This window comes from Allobosea sp. UNC402CLCol (assembly GCF_000745475.1).
GTDB lineage: Bacteria > Pseudomonadota > Alphaproteobacteria > Rhizobiales > Beijerinckiaceae > Allobosea > Allobosea spartocytisi.
Genome location: NZ_JQJJ01000010.1, coordinates 749,652 through 770,597, shown reverse-complemented (window position 1 = coordinate 770,597; position 20,946 = coordinate 749,652). Strand labels below are relative to the sequence as shown.

At 66.7% G+C, this 20,946-nt stretch carries 21 protein-coding genes; 11 read left to right on the top strand and 10 right to left on the bottom strand.

The genetic code is table 11. The features are described from left to right. Nucleotides 1-11 precede the first annotated feature (11 nt). Both GY40_RS15495 and GY40_RS15490 read left to right on the top strand, forming a co-directional pair. Nucleotides 12-1,262, top strand: a complete 1,251-nt coding sequence (locus GY40_RS15495; protein ID WP_038364378.1) for an NAD(P)/FAD-dependent oxidoreductase — start codon at nt 12-14, stop codon at nt 1,260-1,262. Nucleotides 1,263-1,405: 143 nt separating this feature from the next. Continuing rightward, the gene (locus GY40_RS15490) at nt 1,406-2,149 is read left to right on the top strand and encodes an aspartate/glutamate racemase family protein (RefSeq protein ID WP_038363647.1); all 744 of its coding nucleotides are present in this window, start codon (nt 1,406-1,408) and stop codon (nt 2,147-2,149) included. A gap of 4 nt (nt 2,150-2,153) precedes the next feature. Here GY40_RS15490 and GY40_RS15485 read toward each other — a convergent pair whose 3' ends face one another. Next, complete coding sequence (locus tag GY40_RS15485; RefSeq protein WP_282568286.1) at nt 2,154-3,200, bottom strand: NAD(P)-dependent oxidoreductase; 1,047 nt, start codon at nt 3,198-3,200, stop codon at nt 2,154-2,156. Here GY40_RS15485 and GY40_RS15480 point away from each other — a divergent pair. Further along, nucleotides 3,173-4,231, top strand: a complete 1,059-nt coding sequence (locus GY40_RS15480) for a LacI family DNA-binding transcriptional regulator (RefSeq protein WP_038363641.1) — start codon at nt 3,173-3,175, stop codon at nt 4,229-4,231. The two genes, GY40_RS15485 and GY40_RS15480, sit on opposite strands and share 28 nt — an antisense overlap. Nucleotides 4,232-4,235: 4 nt before the next feature. On the opposite strand, the gene GY40_RS15475 is transcribed toward GY40_RS15480, so the two are convergent. From GY40_RS15475 to ugpC, 5 genes are all read right to left on the bottom strand, one after another. Further along, a complete protein-coding gene (locus GY40_RS15475) occupies nt 4,236-5,141 on the bottom strand; it encodes an NAD(P)-dependent oxidoreductase (protein WP_038363639.1) in 906 nt (301 codons plus the stop codon). A gap of 98 nt (nt 5,142-5,239) precedes the next feature. Further along, nucleotides 5,240-6,142 (bottom strand): carbohydrate ABC transporter permease, encoded by a 903-nt coding sequence (locus GY40_RS15470; protein ID WP_038363636.1) that lies wholly within the window; start codon nt 6,140-6,142, stop codon nt 5,240-5,242. Further along, on the bottom strand, nt 6,135-7,091 hold the full coding sequence (locus tag GY40_RS15465) for a carbohydrate ABC transporter permease (RefSeq protein ID WP_038363634.1): 957 nt from the start codon (nt 7,089-7,091) through the stop codon (nt 6,135-6,137). Before GY40_RS15465 ends, GY40_RS15470 begins: the two co-directional genes overlap by 8 nt. 170 nt (nt 7,092-7,261) lie before the next feature. Further along, nucleotides 7,262-8,572 (bottom strand): ABC transporter substrate-binding protein, encoded by a 1,311-nt coding sequence (locus tag GY40_RS15460; RefSeq protein ID WP_112763748.1) that lies wholly within the window; start codon nt 8,570-8,572, stop codon nt 7,262-7,264. 113 nt (nt 8,573-8,685) lie between these two features. Further along, nucleotides 8,686-9,738, bottom strand: a complete 1,053-nt coding sequence (gene ugpC / locus GY40_RS15455; protein WP_038363631.1) for an ABC transporter ATP-binding protein — start codon at nt 9,736-9,738, stop codon at nt 8,686-8,688. A 232-nt stretch (nt 9,739-9,970) separates the two neighbouring features. Here ugpC and GY40_RS15450 point away from each other — a divergent pair, with 232 nt between their 5' ends. The 3 genes from GY40_RS15450 to GY40_RS15440 all read left to right on the top strand — a co-directional run bounded on the left by GY40_RS15450 (nt 9,971) and on the right by GY40_RS15440 (nt 12,636). Continuing rightward, the gene (locus GY40_RS15450) at nt 9,971-10,744 is read left to right on the top strand and encodes a FadR/GntR family transcriptional regulator (protein ID WP_081925426.1); all 774 of its coding nucleotides are present in this window, start codon (nt 9,971-9,973) and stop codon (nt 10,742-10,744) included. A gap of 126 nt (nt 10,745-10,870) precedes the next feature. After that, a complete protein-coding gene (locus GY40_RS15445) occupies nt 10,871-11,845 on the top strand; it encodes a 2-hydroxyacid dehydrogenase (protein ID WP_038364373.1) in 975 nt (324 codons plus the stop codon). Further along, nucleotides 11,830-12,636, top strand: coding sequence for an AprI/Inh family metalloprotease inhibitor (locus tag GY40_RS15440; RefSeq protein WP_038363628.1), 807 nt, complete (start codon nt 11,830-11,832; stop codon nt 12,634-12,636). Before GY40_RS15445 ends, GY40_RS15440 begins: the two co-directional genes overlap by 16 nt. Before the next feature lie 18 nt (nt 12,637-12,654). On the opposite strand, the gene hppD is transcribed toward GY40_RS15440, so the two are convergent. Next, nucleotides 12,655-13,791, bottom strand: a complete 1,137-nt coding sequence (hppD, locus tag GY40_RS15435; RefSeq protein WP_038363623.1) for a 4-hydroxyphenylpyruvate dioxygenase — start codon at nt 13,789-13,791, stop codon at nt 12,655-12,657. A gap of 124 nt (nt 13,792-13,915) precedes the next feature. Between hppD and GY40_RS15430 the strand changes: the two genes are divergently transcribed. The 5 genes from GY40_RS15430 (at nt 13,916) to GY40_RS15410 (ending at nt 18,273) form a co-directional block, all read left to right on the top strand. Next, nucleotides 13,916-14,386, top strand: coding sequence for an Lrp/AsnC family transcriptional regulator (locus GY40_RS15430; RefSeq protein ID WP_038363621.1), 471 nt, complete (start codon nt 13,916-13,918; stop codon nt 14,384-14,386). Between the two features lie 101 nt (nt 14,387-14,487). Continuing rightward, on the top strand, nt 14,488-15,372 hold the full coding sequence (locus tag GY40_RS15425) for a tellurite resistance TerB family protein (RefSeq protein WP_038363618.1): 885 nt from the start codon (nt 14,488-14,490) through the stop codon (nt 15,370-15,372). A gap of 180 nt (nt 15,373-15,552) precedes the next feature. After that, entirely contained in the window at nt 15,553-16,557 is a 1,005-nt protein-coding gene (locus GY40_RS15420; RefSeq protein WP_081925424.1) for a UbiA family prenyltransferase, read from the top strand. Continuing rightward, nucleotides 16,554-17,867, top strand: coding sequence for an FAD-binding oxidoreductase (locus GY40_RS15415; RefSeq protein ID WP_038363614.1), 1,314 nt, complete (start codon nt 16,554-16,556; stop codon nt 17,865-17,867). The genes GY40_RS15420 and GY40_RS15415 overlap by 4 nt, the downstream gene beginning before the upstream one ends. 109 nt (nt 17,868-17,976) lie before the next feature. Then, nucleotides 17,977-18,273, top strand: a complete 297-nt coding sequence (locus tag GY40_RS15410; RefSeq protein WP_038363611.1) for a hypothetical protein — start codon at nt 17,977-17,979, stop codon at nt 18,271-18,273. An 88-nt stretch (nt 18,274-18,361) separates the two neighbouring features. Here the strand turns inward: GY40_RS15410 and GY40_RS15405 are convergent, their stop codons facing one another. From GY40_RS15405 to GY40_RS28495, 3 genes are read right to left on the bottom strand one after another with little or no spacing between them, the layout of a single operon-like run. After that, nucleotides 18,362-19,810, bottom strand: coding sequence for an aspartate aminotransferase family protein (locus GY40_RS15405; protein ID WP_038363610.1), 1,449 nt, complete (start codon nt 19,808-19,810; stop codon nt 18,362-18,364). Next, on the bottom strand, nt 19,807-20,811 hold the full coding sequence (locus GY40_RS15400) for an NAD-dependent epimerase/dehydratase family protein (protein WP_038363608.1): 1,005 nt from the start codon (nt 20,809-20,811) through the stop codon (nt 19,807-19,809). The genes GY40_RS15405 and GY40_RS15400 overlap by 4 nt, the downstream gene beginning before the upstream one ends. A gap of 9 nt (nt 20,812-20,820) precedes the next feature. After that, entirely contained in the window at nt 20,821-20,943 is a 123-nt protein-coding gene (locus tag GY40_RS28495) for a hypothetical protein (protein ID WP_260368443.1), read from the bottom strand. Nucleotides 20,944-20,946 lie beyond the last annotated feature (3 nt).

The following is a 20,946-nucleotide window of genomic DNA, read 5'->3' as shown; positions in this document are numbered from 1 at the left end:
TTCGAATGGCGATGGCGACAGGACAGGCCGATGTCATCGTGCTCGGAGCCGGCATCATCGGTGTCAGCACCGCCCTGCATCTGCAGGAGCGCGGCCGCACCGTCCTGCTGGTCGATCGCGGCGAGCCGGGAGCCGAAACCAGTCATGGCAATGCCGGGCTGATCGAGCGCTCTTCCGTCGTTCCCTATGCCTTTCCCCGCGATCTCGCGACACTCGCCGCCTTCGCCTCGAACCGCTCCATCGCCGTGCGCTACCGGCCGGCGACATTGCTGCGGATGGCGCCCTGGCTGGCGCGCTACTGGTGGAACTCGGCACCGGACCGCCTCGACAGGCTGGGCCGCGCCGTCCTGCCTCTGATCGAGCGCAGCATCGACGAGCACCGGCACTGGACGAAAGCCGCGGGCACGGAGGCGCTGATGCGGAGCGGGGGCTGGATCGAGCTCTATCGCGACCCGCGCGCCCTCGCCCAGGCGGTTCGAACGGCGGCAGAGCTGAGTGGCTACGGGCTTGCTTATGACGTGCTCCAGCGTGAGGCCCTGCGCAGCCTGGAGCCTGCCTTGCTGCCCGATGCCGCAGCCGGCGCCGTGCATTGGCGCGATCCGGTGACGGTCCGCGATCCCGGCGCGGTGACGCGCGCCTATGCCGAACTCTTCTCCGCGCGCGGCGGCGCGCTGGCGAAGGCGGATGCGTTCGCCTTGCGTCAGGAAGGCGCGGAATGGCACCTCCCAACCAATGCCGGAACCTGGCGGGGCTCCGAGGTCGTCGTCGCGCTGGGGCCCTGGTCAGGCGATGTCTGTAAAGGCTTCGGCTACCGTTTCCCGCTCGGCTTCAAGCGCGGCTATCATATGCATTACGCCGCCGCGGACGAATCGGCGCCGCAATATCCGCTCTGCGATGCGCAGGCGGGTTTCGTTCTGAGCCGGATGCAGCGCGGCATTCGCCTGACCACCGGCATCGAGCTGGCCGGCCGCGACGAGCCGTCGGACACTTGGCAGCTCGATCGCGCGGAGGAGATCGCACGGCGGATCATGCCGCTCGGCCAGCGTCTCGATGCCGAGCCCTGGCGCGGCGCGCGCCCTTGCCTGCCCGACATGCTGCCGATCATCGGCCGGGCTCCCCGGCATCGCAGCCTGTGGTTTGCATTCGGCCACGCTCATCACGGCTTCACCTTGGGTCCGGCCACCGGTCGGCTTCTGGCGGAAGCGATGACCGGCACCCCACCCTTCTGCGATCTCAAGCCCTTCGCGGCCGATCGCTTCTAGGCGCATCATCGCCCCAAGGGGCAGGCCACAGCCACGGCTGAGCTGACGGCCGCCTGGATCCGCATTATGGTGCCGGCGCTTGAGCTCACCGGGGCTGCGAGCAGCCCGCCCTGCCTCCTCTCGACGCTTCCCCGAAAGCCCAGATGCGCCTCCTCCTCATCAACCCGAATACGATGCCGGAGATGACGGCGCTGGTCGTGCGGGCTATCCAGCCGCATCTGCCGCCGGAGACGACGCTCGTCCCGGTCACGGGCCGCTTCGGCGCGCAATACATCGCCAGCCGCAGCGCCGCCGCCATCGCGGCCCATGCGGCGCTCGACGCCTTCGCCGAGCACCGCGCGGATTGCGACGGCGTCTATCTCGCCTGCTTCGGCGATCCCGGCCTCCTCGCCCTCAAGGAGCTGGCGCGCGTGCCCGTGATCGGCATGGCGGAGGCATCGAGCCGGCTCGCGGCCCGGCAGGCGGAACACTTCTCGATCGTGACCGGCGGCGAGCGCTGGGGGCCGATGCTGCGGGAGTTCCTCGGCTCGCTCGGGCTTGCTGGCCGGCTCGCCGCGGTCGAGACCGTGGCGCCGACCGGCGCCGACATCGCGCGCGATCCCGACGGCTCTGTCACCCTGCTCGCGGAAGCCTGCAACCGGACCGTGGCGCGTGACGGTGCCGGCGCCGTCATCCTCGGCGGAGCCGGGCTCGCCGGCCTTGCCGCGCGCGTCCAGCCGCATGTTTCCGTGCCGGTGATCTGCTCGGCCGAGGCCGGGGTGACGATGCTGCTCGAAGCGCTGCGAGAGCCGCCGGCGAAACCGCAGAGCGGCGATTTCGCCCTCCCCGCCCCCGTCGGCAGCACCGGCCTCTCCGACAGCCTCTCGCGGCTGCTGGCAAACCCCTGAAGCGTCACCCCTTCGCGGCGAGCGAGACGCCGTTGAGTTCCGCGATCCAGTCCGAGATCATCGGCACGTAATCCCCGCCCCGCCCGCTGGCGACGGCGTTGGCGTAGCTGTTCTTCACGGCATTGCCGATCGGGTTCGCGACGCCGGCCGCGTTGGCGACGCCTTCCAGATAGCGCACATCCTTCAACGCGTTAACGAGGGTGAATTTGTGCGCGTCGCGGTCGCGCTCCAGCACATATTGCATGAAGGTCTGGTAGAAGCCGCAATCCATTCGGCTGCCCCGGATCACACTGTCGAAGGTCTGCGGCGTGATGCCGATCTTCTGACTGAGCGTCAGCGCTTCGGCATAGATCGCGGCATAGCCCATCGAGAGGAAGTTGTTGATCAGCTTCATCTTGTGCCCGTCGCCGACGGGACCGAGATGGACGATCTTCTGCGCCCAGGCCTCGCAGGCCGGCCTGATCCGGGCGAACACCTCGGGCGCGGCGCCGATCATCGCCGAGAGCTGGCCCTGCGCGGCCTGTGCCGGCGTGCCGCCGAGCGGCGCATCGGCAAGGTGCAACCCCTTGGCCTCGAGCTCGGCGGCCAGCCGGACCGTGACGGTCGGATCGGAGGTCGAGCAATCGACCACGATCGTGCCGGGCTTCGCCCCGGCGATGATGCCGCTCTCGCCCTTGAGCACCTCCTCGACCTGCGCCGAGCCGGTGACGCACAGGAAGATGATGCCGGAGCGCGCCGCCAGCTCCGCCGGCGTCTTCGCCTCGACGGCGCCGGCCGCAACGAGATCCTCGACCGGCTTGCGGTTGCGGTGCCCCATCACGGTCAGCGGAAAGCCCTTCGCGACCAGATTGGCGGCCATGCCCTGGCCCATCAGCCCGACGCCGATAAAGCCGATCGCTTCCTTGCCAGCGCTCATTTTCATATTCTCCTGCTTGTCTGTATGAGTATGCGAACGGCAGAGATATCGACGAAACGACTGGCTTCGGGACGCTTGACGAGGCCAGCCCTTGACCTGGACCCCTGATGAACGCCGACGGCCCGTCCCCGCCAAGCCCCACGCCCCCCGCCGGCCGCAGCCGCGTCACTCTTCAGATCATCGCCGACCATCTGTCGGTCTCGACGGCGACGGTCTCGCTGGCCCTGCGGGATTCCCCGTTGGTCGCCGAGGCGACGCGCGGCCGCGTGCGCGAGATCGCGCGCCAGATGGGCTACAGCTACAACCGCAGTGCCGCGGCGCTCCGCACCGACCGCACCAACATCATCGGCGTCGGCTTTCACGACATCACCAATCCGTATTTCGCCGAGCTGCTGGCGGCGATCGACGGAGCCACGGCAGCCTATGGCCGCTCGATCCTGCTCGGCACCTATGCCGAGGATCTTGAGCGGCAGGAGCGCGTGCTGAACTCCCTGGCCGAGTACAGGCCCGACGGGATGATCCTCTGCCCGGCGGGCGGCAGCACGGCCGACAGCCTGCGCCACCTCGTCGATGCAGGCGTGCCCATCGTGCAGCTCTCGCGCGAAGTGCCGGGGCTCGGCCTCGATTTCGTCGGCGCGGACGACCGCCATGGCATCCTCCAGGCGATGGAGCATCTGATCGGGCTCGGCCACCGCCGGATCGCCTTCCTCTGCGCCAATGAGAGCATCTCGACCGGGCGCAACCGCTATCACGCCTATCGCGAGGGCCTGACGGCTCATGGCCTGTCGATCGACCCCGCGCTGATCTATTTCGCCTACGGCACGCGCGAGAACGGGCTCAAGGGCATCCAGCAGGTGCTCGACGCTCCCGCACCGCCGACCGCCGCCATCTGCATGAACGACCTCTCGGCTTTCGGCGCGATGCTCGGCCTGCGCCATCGCGGACGCGAGGCCGGCGTCGACTTCTCCATCGTCGGCTGCGACGACGTGAAGGAGGCGGCGCAATGGTTTCCGGCGCTCACCACGATCCACAATTTCCAGAACCAGATGGGCGCCAAATCGGCGGAATTCCTGCTGCGCCGCATCGCCGAGCCCGCCGCGCCGCAGCAGCGCCTGCTGCTGACGCCCGAACTCGTCCTGCGCGGGACGACCTGTCCGCCCCGCTGAGCCTTCAGGCATCGTTCGCGGGCTTGGCGTTGAGGGCGCGATAGGCCCGCACGACCTGCGAATCGTCGCGCCCGCCATGGCCCAGCCCCGAGGCCGCGAGGAACATCTGATGGGCCGATGCCGCCAGCGGCAGCGCGACCTTCGCTGCGCGCCCGGCATCGAGCACGATGCCGAGATCCTTGACGAAGATGTCGACGGCGCTGGCGACGACCGGGTCGGGTTCCTGCATGCGCGGGCCGCGATCCCTGAGCATCCAGGAGGATGCCGCCGAGCCGCCCATGATCTCGAAGAGCAGGCGTCCGTCGATGCCGGCCTTCTCCGCCAGCGACAGCGCCTCGGCCGCGACCGCGATATGCACGCCGCAGAGGAGCTGGTTGACGGTCTTCACCGTCGCGCCCTGCCCCGGTTTCTCGCCGACATGGAAGACCTTGTCGCCGAGCGCATCGAGCACCGGCTTTGCCCGTGCGAAACTCTCCGGCGCCGCGCCGACCATGATCGTCAGCGTCCCGCCCTGCGCGCCTTTGACGCCGCCGGAGACCGGCGCGTCGATGAAATGCCGGCCGGTCTTCGTGACCTCCGCCGCGATCGCCTCGGCCTCGCCCGGCGGACAGGTCGCCATCAGGATGACCGTCGCATCCGGCGCCAGCGCCGCGAGCGCCCCGGCTTCGAAGAGCACCGCGCGCGCCTGCGCGGCATTGACCACCATCAGCACCAGTGCATCGGCGCCCTTGGCCGCCTCGGCCGCATTTGGGACAGCCTGTCCGCCAGCTGCAGCCAGCGCGTCGCGCGCCGCCTCCCGCATGTCGAAGCCGGTGACCCGGAACTGCCGCTTGACCAGGTTCTCGGCCATCGGCGCACCCATCGCGCCAAGCCCGATGAAGGCGATGCTGGAAATCGGCGTGTCTGGCATAAGTCAGGTACTTTCTCGGAGCTCGCATGCCACGCATGCAGCACCATGAGTTGAGCGCGGATGCCCGGCGCCGGACAAGCGGCGCCGGCGCATCGGCCTCATTCCTTCACCGCACCCGTCATCGACGCCACGTAGTAGTCGACGAAGAAGGAGTAGAGGATCGCCACGGGAATCGAGCCCAGCAGCGCGCCGGCCATTAGCGAGCCCCAGTGATAGACGTCGCCCTCGACGAGCTGGGTCAGCACCGCGACCGGCACCGTCTTCTTCTCCGCCGACTGGATGAAGGCGAGCGCATAGATGAACTCGTTCCAGGACAGGGTGAAGGCGAAGATGCCGGCCGAGATCAGGCCGGGCATGGCGAGCGGCAAGGTGATGCGCCACAAGGTCTGCAGCCGCGTCGCCCCATCGATCATCGCGCATTCCTCGAGCTCGTAGGGGATCGACTTGAAATAGCCGATCAGGAGCCAGGTGCAGAACGGGATCAGGAAGGTCGGGTAGGTCAGGATCAGCGCCAGCGGCGAGTCGAACAGGCCGAACTGGAAGATCAGCGTCGCCAGCGGGATGAACAGGATCGAGGGCGGCACGAGATAGGCGAGATAGATCGCCAGGCCCACATATTGCGAGCCCTTGAACCTCAGCCGCTGGATCGCATAGGCGGCGAGCACGCTGGAGAACAGCGAGAGCGCCGTCGCCACCGCCGCGACCATCATCGTGGTCCAGAGCCATTGCGGATAATCGGTCTGGAACAGCAGCCTGTTGATGTTCTCGAGCGTCGGCGACTTCACCCAGAACGGGTTGTTGTTCTTGTAGTCGAGCAGCTCGGCGTTCGGTTTGATCGCCGTGATCGCCATCCAGTAGAACGGGAACAGCAGCACGAGGAGGAAGAGCGACAGCGGCAGGTAGAGCGTGAGGAGGCGCCGCGGGCCGGACGACCAATCGATGACGCCTTCGCGCTCCCTGTCCTTGAGATGCGGACGCGCACTGAGGGTTTGATCAGTCATTCTCTTCCCCCTGCTGCCATTTGCGCCGGGACAGGCCGAAATAGCTGAACAGCGTCGCCATCACGAGGAACGGGATCATCGCCACCGCGATCGCCGCGCCCTCGCCGAGCTGGCCGCCTGGGATGCCGCGCTGGAAGGCGAGCGTCGCCATCAGATGCGTGGCGTTCACCGGCCCGCCGCGTGTGATGGCGTAGACGAGCTGGAAATCGGTGAAGGTGAACAGCACCGAGAAGGTCAGCACGATCGCCAGGATTGGCATCAGCATCGGGAAAGTCACGTGCCGGAAGCGTTGCCAGGCATTGGCACCGTCCAGCATCGCCGCCTCGTAGAGCGACGGCGAAATGGTTTGCAGGCCGGCGAGCAGCGAGATCGCGACGAAGGGGATGCCGCGCCAGATATTCGCCGCGATCAGCGAAAAACGCGCCGGCCAGGGCTGGCCGAGGAAGTCGATATAGCTGTCGCGCCAGCCGAGCACGTCGACCAGCACATAGGAGATGATCGAGAACTGCGGATCGTAGATCCACCAGAAGGCGATGGCCGAGAGCACCGTGGGCACGATCCAGGGAATCAGGATGATCGCCCTGAGCAGCGACTTCATCGGCAGGTGGTTGTTGAGCAGCAGCGCCAGCCACAGGCCGAGCGCGAATTTCCCGATGGTCGCCACGCCCGTATAGAGCATCGTGTTCCAGACCGAGGTGATGAAGACCCGGTCGTACCAGAGCGACTGGAAGTTCTCGAAACCGATGAAATGGCCGACCCGGCCGATGCGCGTATCGGTGAACGCGAGCCAGATGCCCAGGCCCAGCGGATAGCTCAGGAAGACGAGCAGGAACCCGGCCGCGGGCAGCAGGCAGAGGAAGACCAGGAAAGGCTTGTAGTCGAACAGACGCACCAGCCAGTTTTGCTGCAGGCTGTGGACGGTTCGCAATTCGGCGGCAGCTACGGCCATGGCGCTCTCGCGTTGGGGTCGGCTACGGCATCGGACCGAAAAGGGGAACCCATCTTTCGGAACAACCGGATGCGACAACACATCAGGAGATCATCGTTGTTGCGTCCGATCGGATGCGCGACGATCTCGCATCGGCCGCCGGACGAGCCGGCGGCCGTGAGGATTCCGGCTCAGGTCCGGTAGTAGCGCTTGGCGCGGCGCTCGGCTTCCGCCGCCGCTTCCTCAGGCGTCGCCTGACCGGCGCAGACCGAGGCGACCATCTGGACGACGACATATTCGGCGTTGACCGTGCCGGCGGCCTCGTTGATCGAGCCCTTGTAGCCGCTCCACAGCGCCCGCTCCCAGGTGTCGCGATAGACCACGATCTTGGGGTCGCTCGACCACACCTTGCTCTCGGCATAGCCCTTCAGCGGCTGGGTCCAGTAGCCGTAGCAGCCGGTCAGCCACTTGTCGTACTGCTCCTTCTCCATCATGAAGCGGAGATATTCCTTGGCCGCGTTCGGGAATTTGGTGTGCTTGAACGCCATGGCGTTGATGATCAGCGCCGGCTCCGACGGCCGCCCGAGCGGACCGACCGGCATGGTCGCGTGGTTCAGGTCCTTGCCGATGGCGGCGGTCTTCTCGTCTTTCGAATTCTTGATCGAGAAATAGAGCGAGACGCCATTCTGGGTGACGCCGATCTCGCCCGCCGTCAGCGCCTTGTTGTTGCTGATGTCGAGCCAGGAGAGCGTGCCGGGGATGAAGGTCTCATAGAGCGCCTTGGCGTATTTCAGCGCCTCGATCGTCTCCTTCGAGTTGATCGCGACCTTGTTGTTCTCGTCGACCATGTAGCCGCCATGGGTCCAGACGAGCCAGTTGCAGTAGGCATTGCCGTCGCCCACCGCATTGCCGAGCGCGAAGCCGGCAGGGTGGCCGTTTTCCTTGAGCTTGCGGCAGAGCTTCAGGAAGCCGTCGAGATCCTTCGGGAAGGTATCGAAGCCCGCTTCCTTGACCCAGGATTCACGATAGACCGCCGGCGCGCCCGACGCACCCATCGGGATCGAAACCCACTGGTTGGTCTTGTCCTTCTTGCCGTATTTCTCGGCGATCGGGTACCAGCCGCCATATTTCTTGCCGAGATCCTCGGCGATATCGGTCAGGTCGATCAGCTTGTCGGAGAAGATGTGCGGATCGTCGGCCCAGCCGACCACGACATCGGGGCCGGCGCCGGTATTGGCGGTCACCGCCGTCTGCGGGCGCAGATCCTCCCAGCCGGCATAATCGACGCGCACCGGCACGCCGGTCGCCTTGGTGAAGGCTTCGGTATTCTCGTTGAAGATCGCCTGGTCGGGATCGACGAACTTGGTGGGGCGCAGCACGCGCAGCGTCGCGCCCTGCTCGATCTTGGCCTGCGCGATCGCCGGTGCCAGCGGCAGGCTCGCCCCCGCGGCAAGCCCGGCACCACCGATCAATACGTCACGTCTCGAAATGCTCATGATGATATTCCCTCCGTGAAAAGCCGCGAGGGCCTGCATCGGACCCTCGTCATGCATGATTGTCGCCGTAAAACTGCGCCCGCGCGCGGCCCGGGCGACGGGCCCGCGCGCGATTGCCTCTAAAGACGCTTGCCGGTGGCCGCGTCGAAGAGATGGGTCACGCTGGTGTCGGGCGTGATGCGGATGGTTTCGCCCGGCTTGGCCGTGATGCGCTCGCGGAACACGCAGGTCAGGTTCTGCCCGCCGCAGCGGACCACGACCTGGGTCTCCGAGCCCATCGGCTCGATCACCACCACCTCCGCCTCGAGCCCGTTGGCATCGAGATGGATATGCTCCGGGCGGATGCCGAACACGGCGGCCTTGCCGTTCGAATCGGCCGGATGCTGACCGACCGGCCAGACCACCCCACCCTCCGTCTCGAAGCCCGACGCCAGGATCTTGCCCTTGAGCAGGTTCATCGAGGGCGAGCCGATGAAGGCCGCGACGAACAGATTGGCGGGCTTGTCGTAAAGGTCGAGCGGCGCGCCCATCTGCTCGATGATACCGTCATGCATCACGACGATCTTGTCGGCCATGGTCATGGCCTCGATCTGGTCGTGCGTGACATACACGGTCGTGGTCTTCAGGCGCTGGTGCAGCTCCTTGATCTCGGTGCGCATCTGCACGCGCAGCTTGGCATCGAGGTTGGAGAGCGGCTCGTCGAACAGGAACACCTGCGGGTCGCGCACGATCGCGCGCCCCATGGCGACGCGCTGGCGCTGGCCGCCGGAGAGCTGGCGCGGATAGCGCTCGAGCAGATTGCCGAGGCCCAGGATCTGCGCGGCCTTGCTGACGCGCTCCTCGATCTCGGCCTTCGGCGCCTTCCGGAGCTTCATCGAGAAGGCCATGTTGTCGGCGACCGTCATATGCGGATAGAGCGCATAGTTCTGGAACACCATGGCGATGTCGCGCTCCTTCGGCGGAACGTCGTTCACCACCTTGGGACCGATGCGGATCTCGCCGCCGGAGATGTTCTCCAGCCCCGCGATCATGCGCAGCAGTGTCGACTTCCCGCAGCCCGACGGCCCGACGAGAATGACGAACTCGCCATCGTCGATATCGATGTCCACGCCGTGGATGACCTGCGTCGAGCCATAGGCCTTGCGCACGTCGGCAATCTGGACAGATGCCATGTTTTCTTCCCTGCTTCCGTTCCCTTGATCCTCGCAACTGCGCGAGCATCGCTGTCGCCTATCGGCTTCTTGTGACCGATTGATGCATATGGCCCCGCCTCTCCTGAGCGGTTGTGTCCCCATGCGTCTGCGATAAAGTCATACGATAGCCGGAAAGCTGTCAAGCGCGACACAGGTCGAACCGGGTTCAGGGGAAACGCGATTGGCACAGAGCGAGAGGACGGGTCGATCGATGCGGATGCGCGATTTCTCGCGGCCGACGACGCTCAATCCCGACAGGCTTTTCGGCCAGGTTGCCCAGAGGCTGGCAGTCGCGATCATCAGCGGCCGGATCGGCGCGGGCGAGCTCCTGCCCAACGAGGACGACCTGCGCGCCGACATCTCGGTTTCGCGCACGGCCTATCGCGAAGCGGTCAAGGTGCTCACCGCCAAGGGGCTCGTCGAGGCACGTCCGAAAAGCGGCACGCGCGCCGCCCCGCGCGACCGCTGGAACCTGCTCGACACCGATGTCCTGGCCTGGCATTTCGAGGCCGACCCGAACGAGAAATTCATCCGTGATCTCTTCGAGTTACGCCGATTCGTCGAGCCCAGCGTGGCGCGGCTGGCGGCCCAGCGCCGCACCGCCGCCGACATCGCCCGCATCGAGGCCGCGTTGCGGGCCATGATCGACAATCCGCCCTATTCGGATGCTTGCGTGCGCGGCGATCTCGCCTTTCACGAGGCCATCTTCGCGGCCTCGCAGAACGCTCCGCTGCAATGCCTGTCGAGCGCGGTCATCGCCACCCTGCAATGGTCGCTCGTGCTGAAGAAAGGCGTCGACGAGGCCTTCATCGCCTCCCTGCCAGATCACGAAAACATCCTCGCCGCGATCGTCGAGCGCGATGGCGATCTCGCCGCCGTGCGCATGGCGGGACTGGTCATCGACAGCTTGAACACGACGCTGGCATCGGTGAATGTCAGCCAGGCCGAACCCGACAAAATCACCCGAATAAAGCATACTAAATAACAGCCCCGCCGATACGGCGTGACGCTGGCAGCCCGATCACAGGCCGTCCGAGGGGTACCCGGCGGCTAAATTCGAATTTAATCGATTCACAAGACACGAATCAACGCAGAGATGGACCAGACGACGATGCCAGCCTCCGACCGCACCGAGATCATCCAGACCGGCCCGCTGATCGCCCATGCCGCCGATCAGCTCAAGCAGCACTTCACCGTCCACGAATTGTGGAAGGCGGCCGACCGCGCCGGCCTGCTGCGCGAGGTCGCGGATCGCGTGCGCGGCGTCGCCGCGGGCGGCGGCCACAACCGGGTCGACGGCGCGCTGTTCGACGCGCTGCCCAAGCTCGAGGTCATCTCCAGCTTCGGCGTCGGCTACGACCATGTCGACGCGGCCGAAGCCGGCCGGCGCGGCCTCGTCGTCACCAACACGCCCGACGTGCTGACCGACGAGGTTGCCGACCTCGCCATAGGCCTGCTGATCGCCACGGTCCGCCAGCTCCCGCAGGTCGATCGCTACCTGCGCGAGGGCAAGTGGCTCAAGGGCAATTACCCGCTCACCACCTCGCTGCGCGGCCGCAAGGTCGGCATCGTCGGCCTCGGCCGCATCGGCAAGGCGGTGGCGCAGCGCGTCGAGGCCTTCGGCCTGCCGGTCGTCTATCACGGCCGCTCGCGCCAGCCGGACGTGTCCTATCCCTACTATCCCTCGCTGGTCGACATGGCCGCCGATGTCGACACGCTGATCTCGGTCGCGCCGGGCGGCGCCTCGACCCATCACATCATCAACGCCGAGGTGCTGAAGGCACTGGGTCCCAATGGCATCCTGGTCAATGTCGGACGCGGCACGGTCGTCGACGAGCAGGCGCTGATCAAGGCGCTCAAGGACAGGACCATCCTCTCCGCCGGCCTCGACGTCTTCGAGGACGAGCCGCGCGTACCCGCAGAGCTGATCGCCATCGAGCATGCCGTGCTGCTGCCCCATGTCGGCTCGGCCTCCGTCCACACCCGCGAGGCGATGGGCCAGCTTCTGGTCGACAACATGGTTTCATGGTTCGATGGCAAGGGTCCGCTGACGCCCGTGCCGGAGACACCATGGAAAAAGGCCTGATTCGCCGGCTTCTGCCGCTTCTCCTTCTCGGCGCCGGCAGCTTGCCGGCCGCCGCCCAGCCGGCGCCGCTTCCGCGCGGCGCCGACAAGGCTCCGGACGCGATCCGGCGCTGGCTCGGCGCCTGGGAGCTCGAACTCGCCGACGCGCCGCGCCGCTGCACCCTCACCTTCGGCACGGAAGCGACCGCAAACGGCCGCCAGTTGCGCTTCCCCGCGACCTGCCGCCGCGCCCTGCCCATCCTGGACAGCGCGACGGCATGGACGCTGAATGCGAGCGGCCAGCCGCAACTGCTCGACGCCGGCGGCAAGGCCGTGGTGAGCTTTCAGGGCGGCTCCGCCGAAACTGGGGTGGAGGGCAAAGGCAGCGACGGCAAGGGCTATCGCCTCTCCGGGAAGGGGCATCCGCGCCTCGCCGCCCGTGCTCTGCAGGGCGCCGCCGCAGCTGCATCCGAAGCCGCGCAACGGCAGACGACGGTCGATCCGGCCCAGGCACCCGCGCCCGAGACGGTCCCCGGCCGCTACATCCTGATGCGCCAGCAGAACCGCGAGGCCTGTCGTCTCGTGCTCTCGGCCCCGGCCGCGGGCGGGCAGCAGGGCGGCACCGCCTTCGAGGGCTCCTGCCAGGATGTCGGCCTCACCATCTTCGACCCGGTCGGCTGGCGCTATGCCGGCGGGCGGCTGTCGCTCGTCGCCCGCCGGGGCCACGGCACCGAGCTCGTCTTCGAGAACGGCCAGTGGCGCAAGGACCCCGCCATCGGCGCGCCGCTGCTGATGCGCAAGCTCGCGCCCTGACGGCGACGGCCGACGGCGTCATTCGGCCGCGGTAGCCGGCTTCAATACACCGCGCCGGACCTGGTCCTCCTCGATCGATTCGAACAGGGCCCGGAAGTTGCCCTCGCCGAAGCCGTCATCGCCCTTGCGCTCGATGAACTCGAAGAAGATCGGCCCGAGCACCGTGCCGGAGAAGATCTGCAGCAAGACCTTGCTCATCCGGCCCGCCTTCTCGCCAAGCGCCACTGCCCCCTCGCCATCGATCAGGATGCCGTTGGCCTTGAGCCGCTCAACCGGCTCGCCATGGTTCGGCACGCGGGCATCGACCTTCTCGTAATAGGTCGCGGGCGGCGATGGCATGAACGGCAGGCCGTTGCCGCGCAGGGCCTCGACGCTGGCATAGATGTCGCGCGAGCCCATGGCGACATGCTGGATGCCCTCGCCCTTGTACTGGCGCAGGTATTCCTCGATCTGGCTCCTGTCGTCGAGGGATTCGTTGATCGGGATGCGGATCTTGCCGCAAGGCGAGGTCAGCGCCCGCGAAATCAGGCCGGTCAGCTTGCCCTCGATGTTGAAGAAGCGAATCTCGCGGAAATTGAAGAGCTTGCCGTACCAGCCGGCCCAATGGTCCATGCGGCCGCGATGGACGTTGTGGGTCAGGTGATCGAGATAATACAGCCCCGCCGGCTCGGGATGCGGGTTCTTCTCGCCGATCCATTCGAAATCGACATCCCAGATCGAGCCCTTCTCGCCATAGCGGTCGACGAAATAGAGCAGCGAGCCGCCGATGCCCTTCACCGCCGGAATGGCGAGCTCGCCGGGGCCGATCCTGCTCACATAGGGCTCGGCGCCGAGCGAGACGGCGCGATCGAAGGCCTGCTTCGCATCGACGACGCGGAAGGCCATCGCGCAGGCGCATGGCCCATGCGCGGCGGCGAAATCCTGCGCGAAGGAATTCGGCTCGGCATTGACGACGAAATTCACGTCGCCCTGCCGGTAGAGCGTGACGCGCTTCGAACGGTGGCGCGCGACCGGCACGAAACTCATCGTCCCGAACAGCGCGCCGAGCTTTTCCGGCTCCGGATGGGCGAACTCGACGAACTCGAAGCCGTCGGTACCCATCGGATTCGCCTCGGAGATTTCAGGCGGCGCGGCATCATGCGGAAACGGTCCCATAGCGATCTCCTCCTCGAGATGATCGCCATGATCGCGCGAGCTGGCGGCAAGTGGCGTGCAAACTGAATTGCAAATCGGAAAATGACGCACGATACTCGCATCAAAAGCGAGAAAGCCGCACGAAATGACCGCTCTCGACGCATTCGACTGGCGCCTGCTCGATGCCTTGCAGCAGGATGCGTCCCTGACCAACGCGGCCCTGGCCGAGCGGGTCGGCCTGTCCGCGAGCCAGGTCTCGCGCCGCCGCCAGCGTCTCGAACAGGATGGCGTGATCCAGGGCTATCGCGCGGCGCTCGATCCCTCGGCGGTCGGCCTCGGCGTCATCGTCTTCATCCATGTCGCGCTCGACACCCATTCCCGCGACAATGCCCGTCGCTTCCGCGATCTCGTGCGTCTGACCCCGGCGATCCTCGAAGCCCATGCGCTGACGGGCGAGGCCGACTACCTGCTCAAGGTCGCCGTCGGCGATCTCAAGGAGCTCGCCCGGCTCGTGAACGAAGTGCTGATGCCGCATGAGAGCGTGGCCCGCGTGCGTTCCGAGATCGCCCTCGAAACGCTGAAGGAGCCGGGTCTGTTGCCGCTGCCGATGACTTGAGCGCGAAGCTGTGCAAACTCCTGCCTTCGTCAGGCCGTCTTTGCATGGCTGATCCGACCGGCCGCATCCGCGCCTAGCCGAAATCGTCAGGGAGAACCGACATGTTCAACGCCAAATCGCTGCTCGATGCGCTGGTCAACGCCGGCAGCCAGGCTGCCGGGCAGACGGGCCAGCAGGGCGGTCTTAGCGGCGTGCTCGGCGGGCTGGCGGAGCAGGTTCAGCGCTCAGGCGGGCTCGGCGGCCTCGCCGGCCAGATCCTCACCCAGGCCACGCAAGGGCTCGGCGACGCCGCACGCCAGACGGGCGTGCAGCAGGGCGCCTCGGATGCGCTCGGCCGCGCCACCGGCGGACGGACGCCCGACGAGTTGCTCGCGCAGGCCAAGGGCGTCCTCACCAGCAATCCGGCCCTGGCGACCGCCGTTCTGGGTGGCCTCGGCGCGCTCGTCTTCGGCACCGGCGCCGGCCGCTCGGTCGCGGCGTCGGCCGCCAAGCTCGGCGGCATGGCCCTTATCGGCGGCCTCGCCTACAGGGCCTACCAGAATTACCAGGCCGGCAAGCCGCTCCTCGACGGCAATCATCAGCAGATCCTGCCCGCGCCCGCCGGCAGCGGCTTTGAGCCGCAGGCCGCCACGGAGGCGACGGCCCTCACCCTCATCCGCGCCATGATCGCGGCCGCGGCGGCCGACGGCAACATCGATGCGCAGGAGCGCGGCGCCATCCTCGGCGGCCTCAAGGACGCCGGGCTCGATGCCGAAGCGCATGACTGGCTGACGAAGGAGATGGCCAAGCCCGCCTCGATCGATCAGCTCGCCGATGCCGCCGCATCACCCGAGATGGCGGCGCAGATCTATACGGCCGCGCGCATCGCCATCAATCCGGATACGCCCGCCGAGAAGGACTTCCTGGCGGGTCTGGCCGGCTCTCTCGGGCTCGACGCCGAGCTCGTCGCCAATATCGACGCCGCCGCGAGCACCGCGAAGGTCTGAGCCGACCTCGCTTCGCTCGGCGGCTGCTGCGCGCGCCCGCGGCGTAACGAATGACGGGCATGGGCAGCAGCGTCCATGCCCGACGCCCCGGAGCCGTCTTGGCCTCCGGAGCCGGTTTCCGCGATCATGGAAGCCGCCCGTTAAGCATGGCGTTGAATTCATTGCCCGTTTTTGCGGCTCATGCACGTCAGCTTAGGAGTTTTCAGCTCAAAACCCCGGCGCCGGTACAACCGGCCGTTGCTACCCCGTACGGCGGGAAGCAGCGCATGTCGCAGGAGCGCTGGGAGCCCGAACATGTCTGCGTCCGCCATGATCCGGGCCATGCGCCCCCATCACTGGCTCAAGAACGGGCTCGTCTTCGTCCCGATCCTGCTTAATCACGATGTCTTCGACCCGGCGGCCCTCTGGCACGGTGTCATCGCTTTCATCGCCTTCAGCCTGATCGCCTCCGCGATCTATCTCCTCAACGACATCAAGGATGTCGAGGCGGATCGCCTGCATCCGACCAAGCGCAAGCGCCCCCTCGCCGCCGGCGAGATCACCGCCGCCCAGGCCTACGCCGCGGTGCCCGTGCTCCTGCTCGCCGCGTTCTCGACCGTCCTTCTCGTGCCGCAGCCACAGAGCTTCATGCTGGCGCTGCTGGCCTATCTCTTCCTGGCGCTGACCTATCTCCTCTTTCTCAAGCGCAGGCTGCTGGTCGACGTTCTCGGCCTGGCGGCGATGCACACGCTGCGCATCCTGGCCGGCAACGCGGCCGCGGCCGTCCCGATCTCGTCCTGGCTATTGGCCTTCTCGATGTTCCTCTTCCTCAGCCTCGCACTGGTGAAGCGCTATGCCGAATTGCGCATCACCGCGGACCAGTCCGGCCTGAAGAAGGCCGGGCGCGGCTATCAGGTCGAGGATATCGAGGCGCTCTCGCAGCTCGGCATGGCCTCGGGCTGCACCTGTGCGCTGATCATGGCGCTCTATGTCGACAGCGCCAACGTGAAGCAGCTCTACCGCCACCCCGAGCTGATCTGGCTGCTCTGCCCGATCGTCCTCTACCAGATGGCGCGCATCTGGTTCATGGCCCGCCGTGGCGGCATGCCCGACGATCCGCTGGTCTTCATGATCCGCGACTGGCGCAGCCAGCTCATGGGCCTCGTCGTCATCGCCATCATGGTCCTGGCGACGATCCTGCCATGACCGTCCCCCGCGGCGCGTATCGCTCCTGGGGCGGGCTCTCGGCGCAGGGCAGCGAGATCGTCGATGCGGCTGACTGGATCGAGCGGCCCGATCGCTTCCGCCGCCCCGTCCTCGCCTACGGCAATGGCCGCTCCTATGGCGATTCCTGCCTGAACAGCCGGGGCTCGCTGATCGATGCGCGTTCGCTCGCCAACGTCCAGACCTTCGACCGGGAAACCGGCCTGCTGACCTGCGGCGCGGGGCTCCTGCTCGACCGCCTGCTCGATATCGTGGTTCCGGCCGGCTGGTTCCCCTGCGTCACGCCCGGAACGAGCTTCGTGACCATCGGCGGCGCGCTCGCCAACGACGTCCATGGCAAGAACCATCATGCCGCCGGCACTTTCGGCTGCCATGTCCGCGCCTTCGAGCTGATGCGCTCCGACGGCCAGCGCATCCTTTGCGCGCCGGACATGAATGCCGATCTCTTCGCCGCCACCATCGGAGGCTTCGGGCTGACCGGGCTCATCACGCAGGTGACGCTCCAGCTCATGCCGATCCGCTCGGCCGCAATGGAGCAGGAGGTCCTGCATTTCGACAGCCTCGACGGCTTCTTCGGACTGGCCGCCGAATCCGACTCGACGCATGACTACACCGTGGCCTGGATCGACGCCCTCGCCAGCGGCCGGCACTTCGGCCGCGGCGTCTTCTTCCGCGCCAACCATGCGCCCGATTTCGGCTTCCTGCCGCCACAGCCCGGCCGCAACCTGCGCTTTCCGATCGAACCACCCTTTCCCCTGATTAACCGGGTGACGCTCAGTGCCTTCAACTGGCTCTATCGTCACAGCCAGCCGCGCGGGGCGGCGCCACGGCGTGTGCCTTATCGGCCGTTCTTCTACCCGCTCGACCGGATCCGCGACTGGAACCGCGCCTATGGCCCGCAGGGCCTGAGGCAGTTCCAATGCGCCGTGCCGATGGCCGGCGCCCGCCGCGCCGTCGAGGAGATGCTGAGCCGGACGCTCGCTGCCGGCGAGGCCTCGTTCCTGACCGTGCTCAAGCTCTTCGGCGCCAAGCGCTCGCCGGGGCTGATGTCCTTCCCGATCCAGGGCGCGACGCTGACGCTCGATTTCCCCAATCGCGGCGCCCGGACCGAGGCGCTGCTGACGGAATTGGACCGGATCGCGATCGAGGCCGGGGGCCGGGTGAACCCCTACAAGGATGCCCGCATGTCGGCGGCGACCTTCCAGGCCTCCTTTCCGCAATGGCGCGATTTCGCCACTCATATCGATCCCGGCTTCTCCTCGGATTTCTGGCGCCGTGTCAGCGACGGCTGAGGCCGCGCGAAAATAATCGTCACCGCCTTTGAACCTCCCCGCTCCTCCCTGCGACCAATGAGCATGAAGAGCGAGACCTTCGCTCTCGCAACGATCGGGAGAGACGAGCATGACCACGTTCCGCAAGACGCTGACCGCGACCCTCGCGGCCGTGACCCTGGCCACCACCTTGATCGCGTCCGGCGCCGAAGCGCGCCCGCGCTGGCACCGGGGCTATGGCTGGGGCGTCGGAGCCGGTGTGGTCGGCGCGCTCGCCGCAGGCGCGATCATCGCCGGCGCCACCCGCCCCGCCTATGGCTACGGCTACTATGACGCTCCTGCCCCCGTTCGCTCCTGCGACCTGGTCGAGCGCTTCGACCGCTGGGGCAACGTCATCGGCTACCGCCGGGTCTGCGGCTACTACTGAGCTTCCCTGGACGCCCCTGTTTCGAGACCCCAGACTCAAAAGGCCGGCTTACGCCGGCCTCTTTTTTGTTGCGGGTCGATCGGGGCGCTCAGCCCTTGGCGGCAGCGACCTTGCGCAGGTAGCCGGTGACGATGCCGGTGACGCCGCGCAACAGCACATCCTCGAACGCCGCGAGGAACTGATCGCACTGCTCGCGCGTGACGATCAATGGCGGCTCGAGGCGGATGACGTTGCGGTTGTATTCGGTGAAGGCGACGAGCACGTCGTGCTCCTTCAGCAAGAGCGCGCCGACGAAGCCGCAGAGCGAGCCCTTCAGCTTGTCGTCGAGCAACGCGACCATGTGCTTGACCCCGAAAGGCATGGTCTCGCTGATGTCCTGGAACTCGATGCCGATCATCAGCCCGCGCCCGCGGATTTCCTTGAGCAGCGTCGGGTATTTCGCTCGCAGGCCGTTCAGGCGCTCGATCAGATAGTCGCCCTGCCGCTTCGCATTGCCCATCAGATCCTCGTCATAGAGGACGTTGAGGGCCTCGATGGCGGAGACGCAGGCCTCACCCATGCCGCCAAAAGTCGCCTGCGCATGGATCAGCGCGGTCTTCGGCTTGCCATAGGCCTTCATGTAGATCTCGCGGCGAGCGATCATCGCGCCCATCGCCGCCTTGGAGCCGCCGAGCGCCTTGGCGAGCGCGGTCACATCCGGCACCACCCCGTCGCGCTCGAAGGCGAAGAATTGGCCAGTGCGGCCAAGCCCGCACTGCACCTCGTCCGCGACCCAGAGCACGCCGTGCTTGTCGCAGAGCGCGCGCAACTCGCGCCAGAAACCCTCGGGCGCCTCGACGATGCCGCCGCCGCCCTGGATCGTCTCCATCACGACGATGCCGATCGAGGGGTCGTTCTCCAGCGCCTGCCGGACCGCATGGATGTCGCCGAAGGGCACCTTGACGCGGTTCTCGACCAGCTTGAACTGCGACTGGTAGAGCGTCGAATCGGTGACCGAGAGCACGCCCTTGGTCTTGCCGTGGAACGAGTTCGCCGCATGCAGGATCTTGGACTTGCCCGGACCCTGCGCCTGCTCCGCGACCTTCAGCGCCGCCTCCATCGCCTCCGAGCCGGTCGAGCCGAGGAAGACCATGTCGAGATCGCCCGGCGCGATGGTGGCAAGGTTCTTCGCCAGCGCCGCCGCGTATTGCGACATGAACGCCATGCAGATCTCATGGCGGTTCTCGTCCTGGAACTTCTGCCGGGCCGCGATGATGCGCGGATGGTTGTGGCCGAAGGCGACCGAGCAGAAGCCGCCGAAGAAATCGAGGATCTTGCGGCCGTCCTTGGTGATGTAGTGCAGGCCCTCGGCGCGATCGACGAGGATCTTGTCGAAGCCGAGCAGCTTGAGGAAATGAAGCTGGCCGGGGTTGATATGGGCGGCAAAGAAATCCTTCACCTGGGCGGCGTCGAGCTGCTTGGCAGCCTCGACGCTGATGAGTTGCGGGCGCGCTCCGCTCACCGGCGCATCCTCCTGGCTGAAAGCGGGCATGCTCATGCGGCGAGGCTCCTCTGCGCCTGTTTGTGGGCGTCCTTGCCCTTGCGATACTCGGTATAGGCGGCGAGCAGCATGTCCTCGTCGCGGTATTTCGGGTGCCAGCCGAGCTCGCGCTTGGCCTTGGACGTGTCGAGAATACAGATCTCGTCGGCGATCTTGTATTGCTCGGGATCCATGATCGGCATGTTCACCGCGTCGAGCGCATCGAGCGTGAGCTTCACCAGCGAGGCCGGCGTCGGCAGCAGGATCGATTTCGAGCCGGCATGCTTGATCAGGTCGCCGAGCAGCTTCTTCACCGGCGGCGGCTCGTCGGAGCCGAGATTATAGGCCTCGTTCGGGAAGCCCGCCTTCCAGGCGCAGACACAGGCGCTGGCGCAGTCGAACACCGAGATGAACTGGTAGGGATTACGCCCCGAGCCGATCATCGGCACCGGCAGGTTGAGGTCGATCAGCTTGAACAGCTTCACCAGGATGCCGAGCCGGCCGGGCCCGATGATGAGTCGCGGCCGGAAGATCGGGATCTTGAAGCCCTTGGCGCGGTATTCCTCGGCGAGCCGCTCGGTCGCGAGCTTGCTCTCGCCATATTCGCCGAGCGGATGCGCGGGATGGGTTTCGTCCTGCGGCACCGTGACCGAATGGCCGTAGATCATATCCGTGGTGAAATGCACCAGCCGGTCGGCGCCGCGCTTCTCCATCCAGCTCAGGATGTTCTGCGTGCCGTGAAAATTGACCGGCCAGAAGAAATCGTGCCGCTCGGCCCGCGTGACGATCGGCGAGAGCATCTTGGCCGAAAGGTTGTAGACCACGTCTTCAGGCGAGAGCGGGATCGTGTCCACGCTCTCCGCCTTGGTCACGTCGATCTGGACGAAGGGCACCTTGGCGTAATGCGCATGGCTGCTCTTGTGGATGTCCGCGACGAGGACGTCCTCGCCCATCGCCGCGAGATCAGCCGCCAGGCGCGAGCCGACGAAGCCGTCGCCGCCGATGATGATATGCTTCATGACCGGCTCCTATCGGCGCGACCGGGGCGCCGGACGAACCCGCACCGGCACGGGAACCGGCGTCAGCATGGTTTCGGGCCGCGGCTCGAACAGGGCGCCGAGGCGCAGGAACAGGCGAACGATCAGGTCCATGGT

Coding starts and splice junctions, on each gene's coding strand:
- ugpC (WP_038363631.1), bottom strand. CDS start 9,738: ATGGCATCTGTCCAGATTGCCGACGTGCGCAAGGCCTATGGCTCGACG.
- GY40_RS15450 (WP_081925426.1), top strand. CDS start 9,971: ATGCGGATGCGCGATTTCTCGCGGCCGACGACGCTCAATCCCGACAGG.
- GY40_RS15440 (WP_038363628.1), top strand. CDS start 11,830: ATGGAAAAAGGCCTGATTCGCCGGCTTCTGCCGCTTCTCCTTCTCGGC.
- GY40_RS15410 (WP_038363611.1), top strand. CDS start 17,977: ATGACCACGTTCCGCAAGACGCTGACCGCGACCCTCGCGGCCGTGACC.
- GY40_RS15400 (WP_038363608.1), bottom strand. CDS start 20,811: ATGAAGCATATCATCATCGGCGGCGACGGCTTCGTCGGCTCGCGCCTG.
- GY40_RS15470 (WP_038363636.1), bottom strand. CDS start 6,142: ATGACTGATCAAACCCTCAGTGCGCGTCCGCATCTCAAGGACAGGGAG.
- GY40_RS15415 (WP_038363614.1), top strand. CDS start 16,554: ATGACCGTCCCCCGCGGCGCGTATCGCTCCTGGGGCGGGCTCTCGGCG.
- GY40_RS15420 (WP_081925424.1), top strand. CDS start 15,553: ATGCACGTCAGCTTAGGAGTTTTCAGCTCAAAACCCCGGCGCCGGTAC.
- GY40_RS15425 (WP_038363618.1), top strand. CDS start 14,488: ATGTTCAACGCCAAATCGCTGCTCGATGCGCTGGTCAACGCCGGCAGC.
- GY40_RS28495 (WP_260368443.1), bottom strand. CDS start 20,943: ATGGACCTGATCGTTCGCCTGTTCCTGCGCCTCGGCGCCCTGTTCGAG.
- GY40_RS15445 (WP_038364373.1), top strand. CDS start 10,871: ATGCCAGCCTCCGACCGCACCGAGATCATCCAGACCGGCCCGCTGATC.
- GY40_RS15480 (WP_038363641.1), top strand. CDS start 3,173: ATGAACGCCGACGGCCCGTCCCCGCCAAGCCCCACGCCCCCCGCCGGC.
- GY40_RS15430 (WP_038363621.1), top strand. CDS start 13,916: ATGACCGCTCTCGACGCATTCGACTGGCGCCTGCTCGATGCCTTGCAG.
- GY40_RS15405 (WP_038363610.1), bottom strand. CDS start 19,810: ATGAGCATGCCCGCTTTCAGCCAGGAGGATGCGCCGGTGAGCGGAGCG.
- hppD (WP_038363623.1), bottom strand. CDS start 13,791: ATGGGACCGTTTCCGCATGATGCCGCGCCGCCTGAAATCTCCGAGGCG.
- GY40_RS15475 (WP_038363639.1), bottom strand. CDS start 5,141: ATGCCAGACACGCCGATTTCCAGCATCGCCTTCATCGGGCTTGGCGCG.
- GY40_RS15490 (WP_038363647.1), top strand. CDS start 1,406: ATGCGCCTCCTCCTCATCAACCCGAATACGATGCCGGAGATGACGGCG.
- GY40_RS15465 (WP_038363634.1), bottom strand. CDS start 7,091: ATGGCCGTAGCTGCCGCCGAATTGCGAACCGTCCACAGCCTGCAGCAA.
- GY40_RS15495 (WP_038364378.1), top strand. CDS start 12: ATGGCGACAGGACAGGCCGATGTCATCGTGCTCGGAGCCGGCATCATC.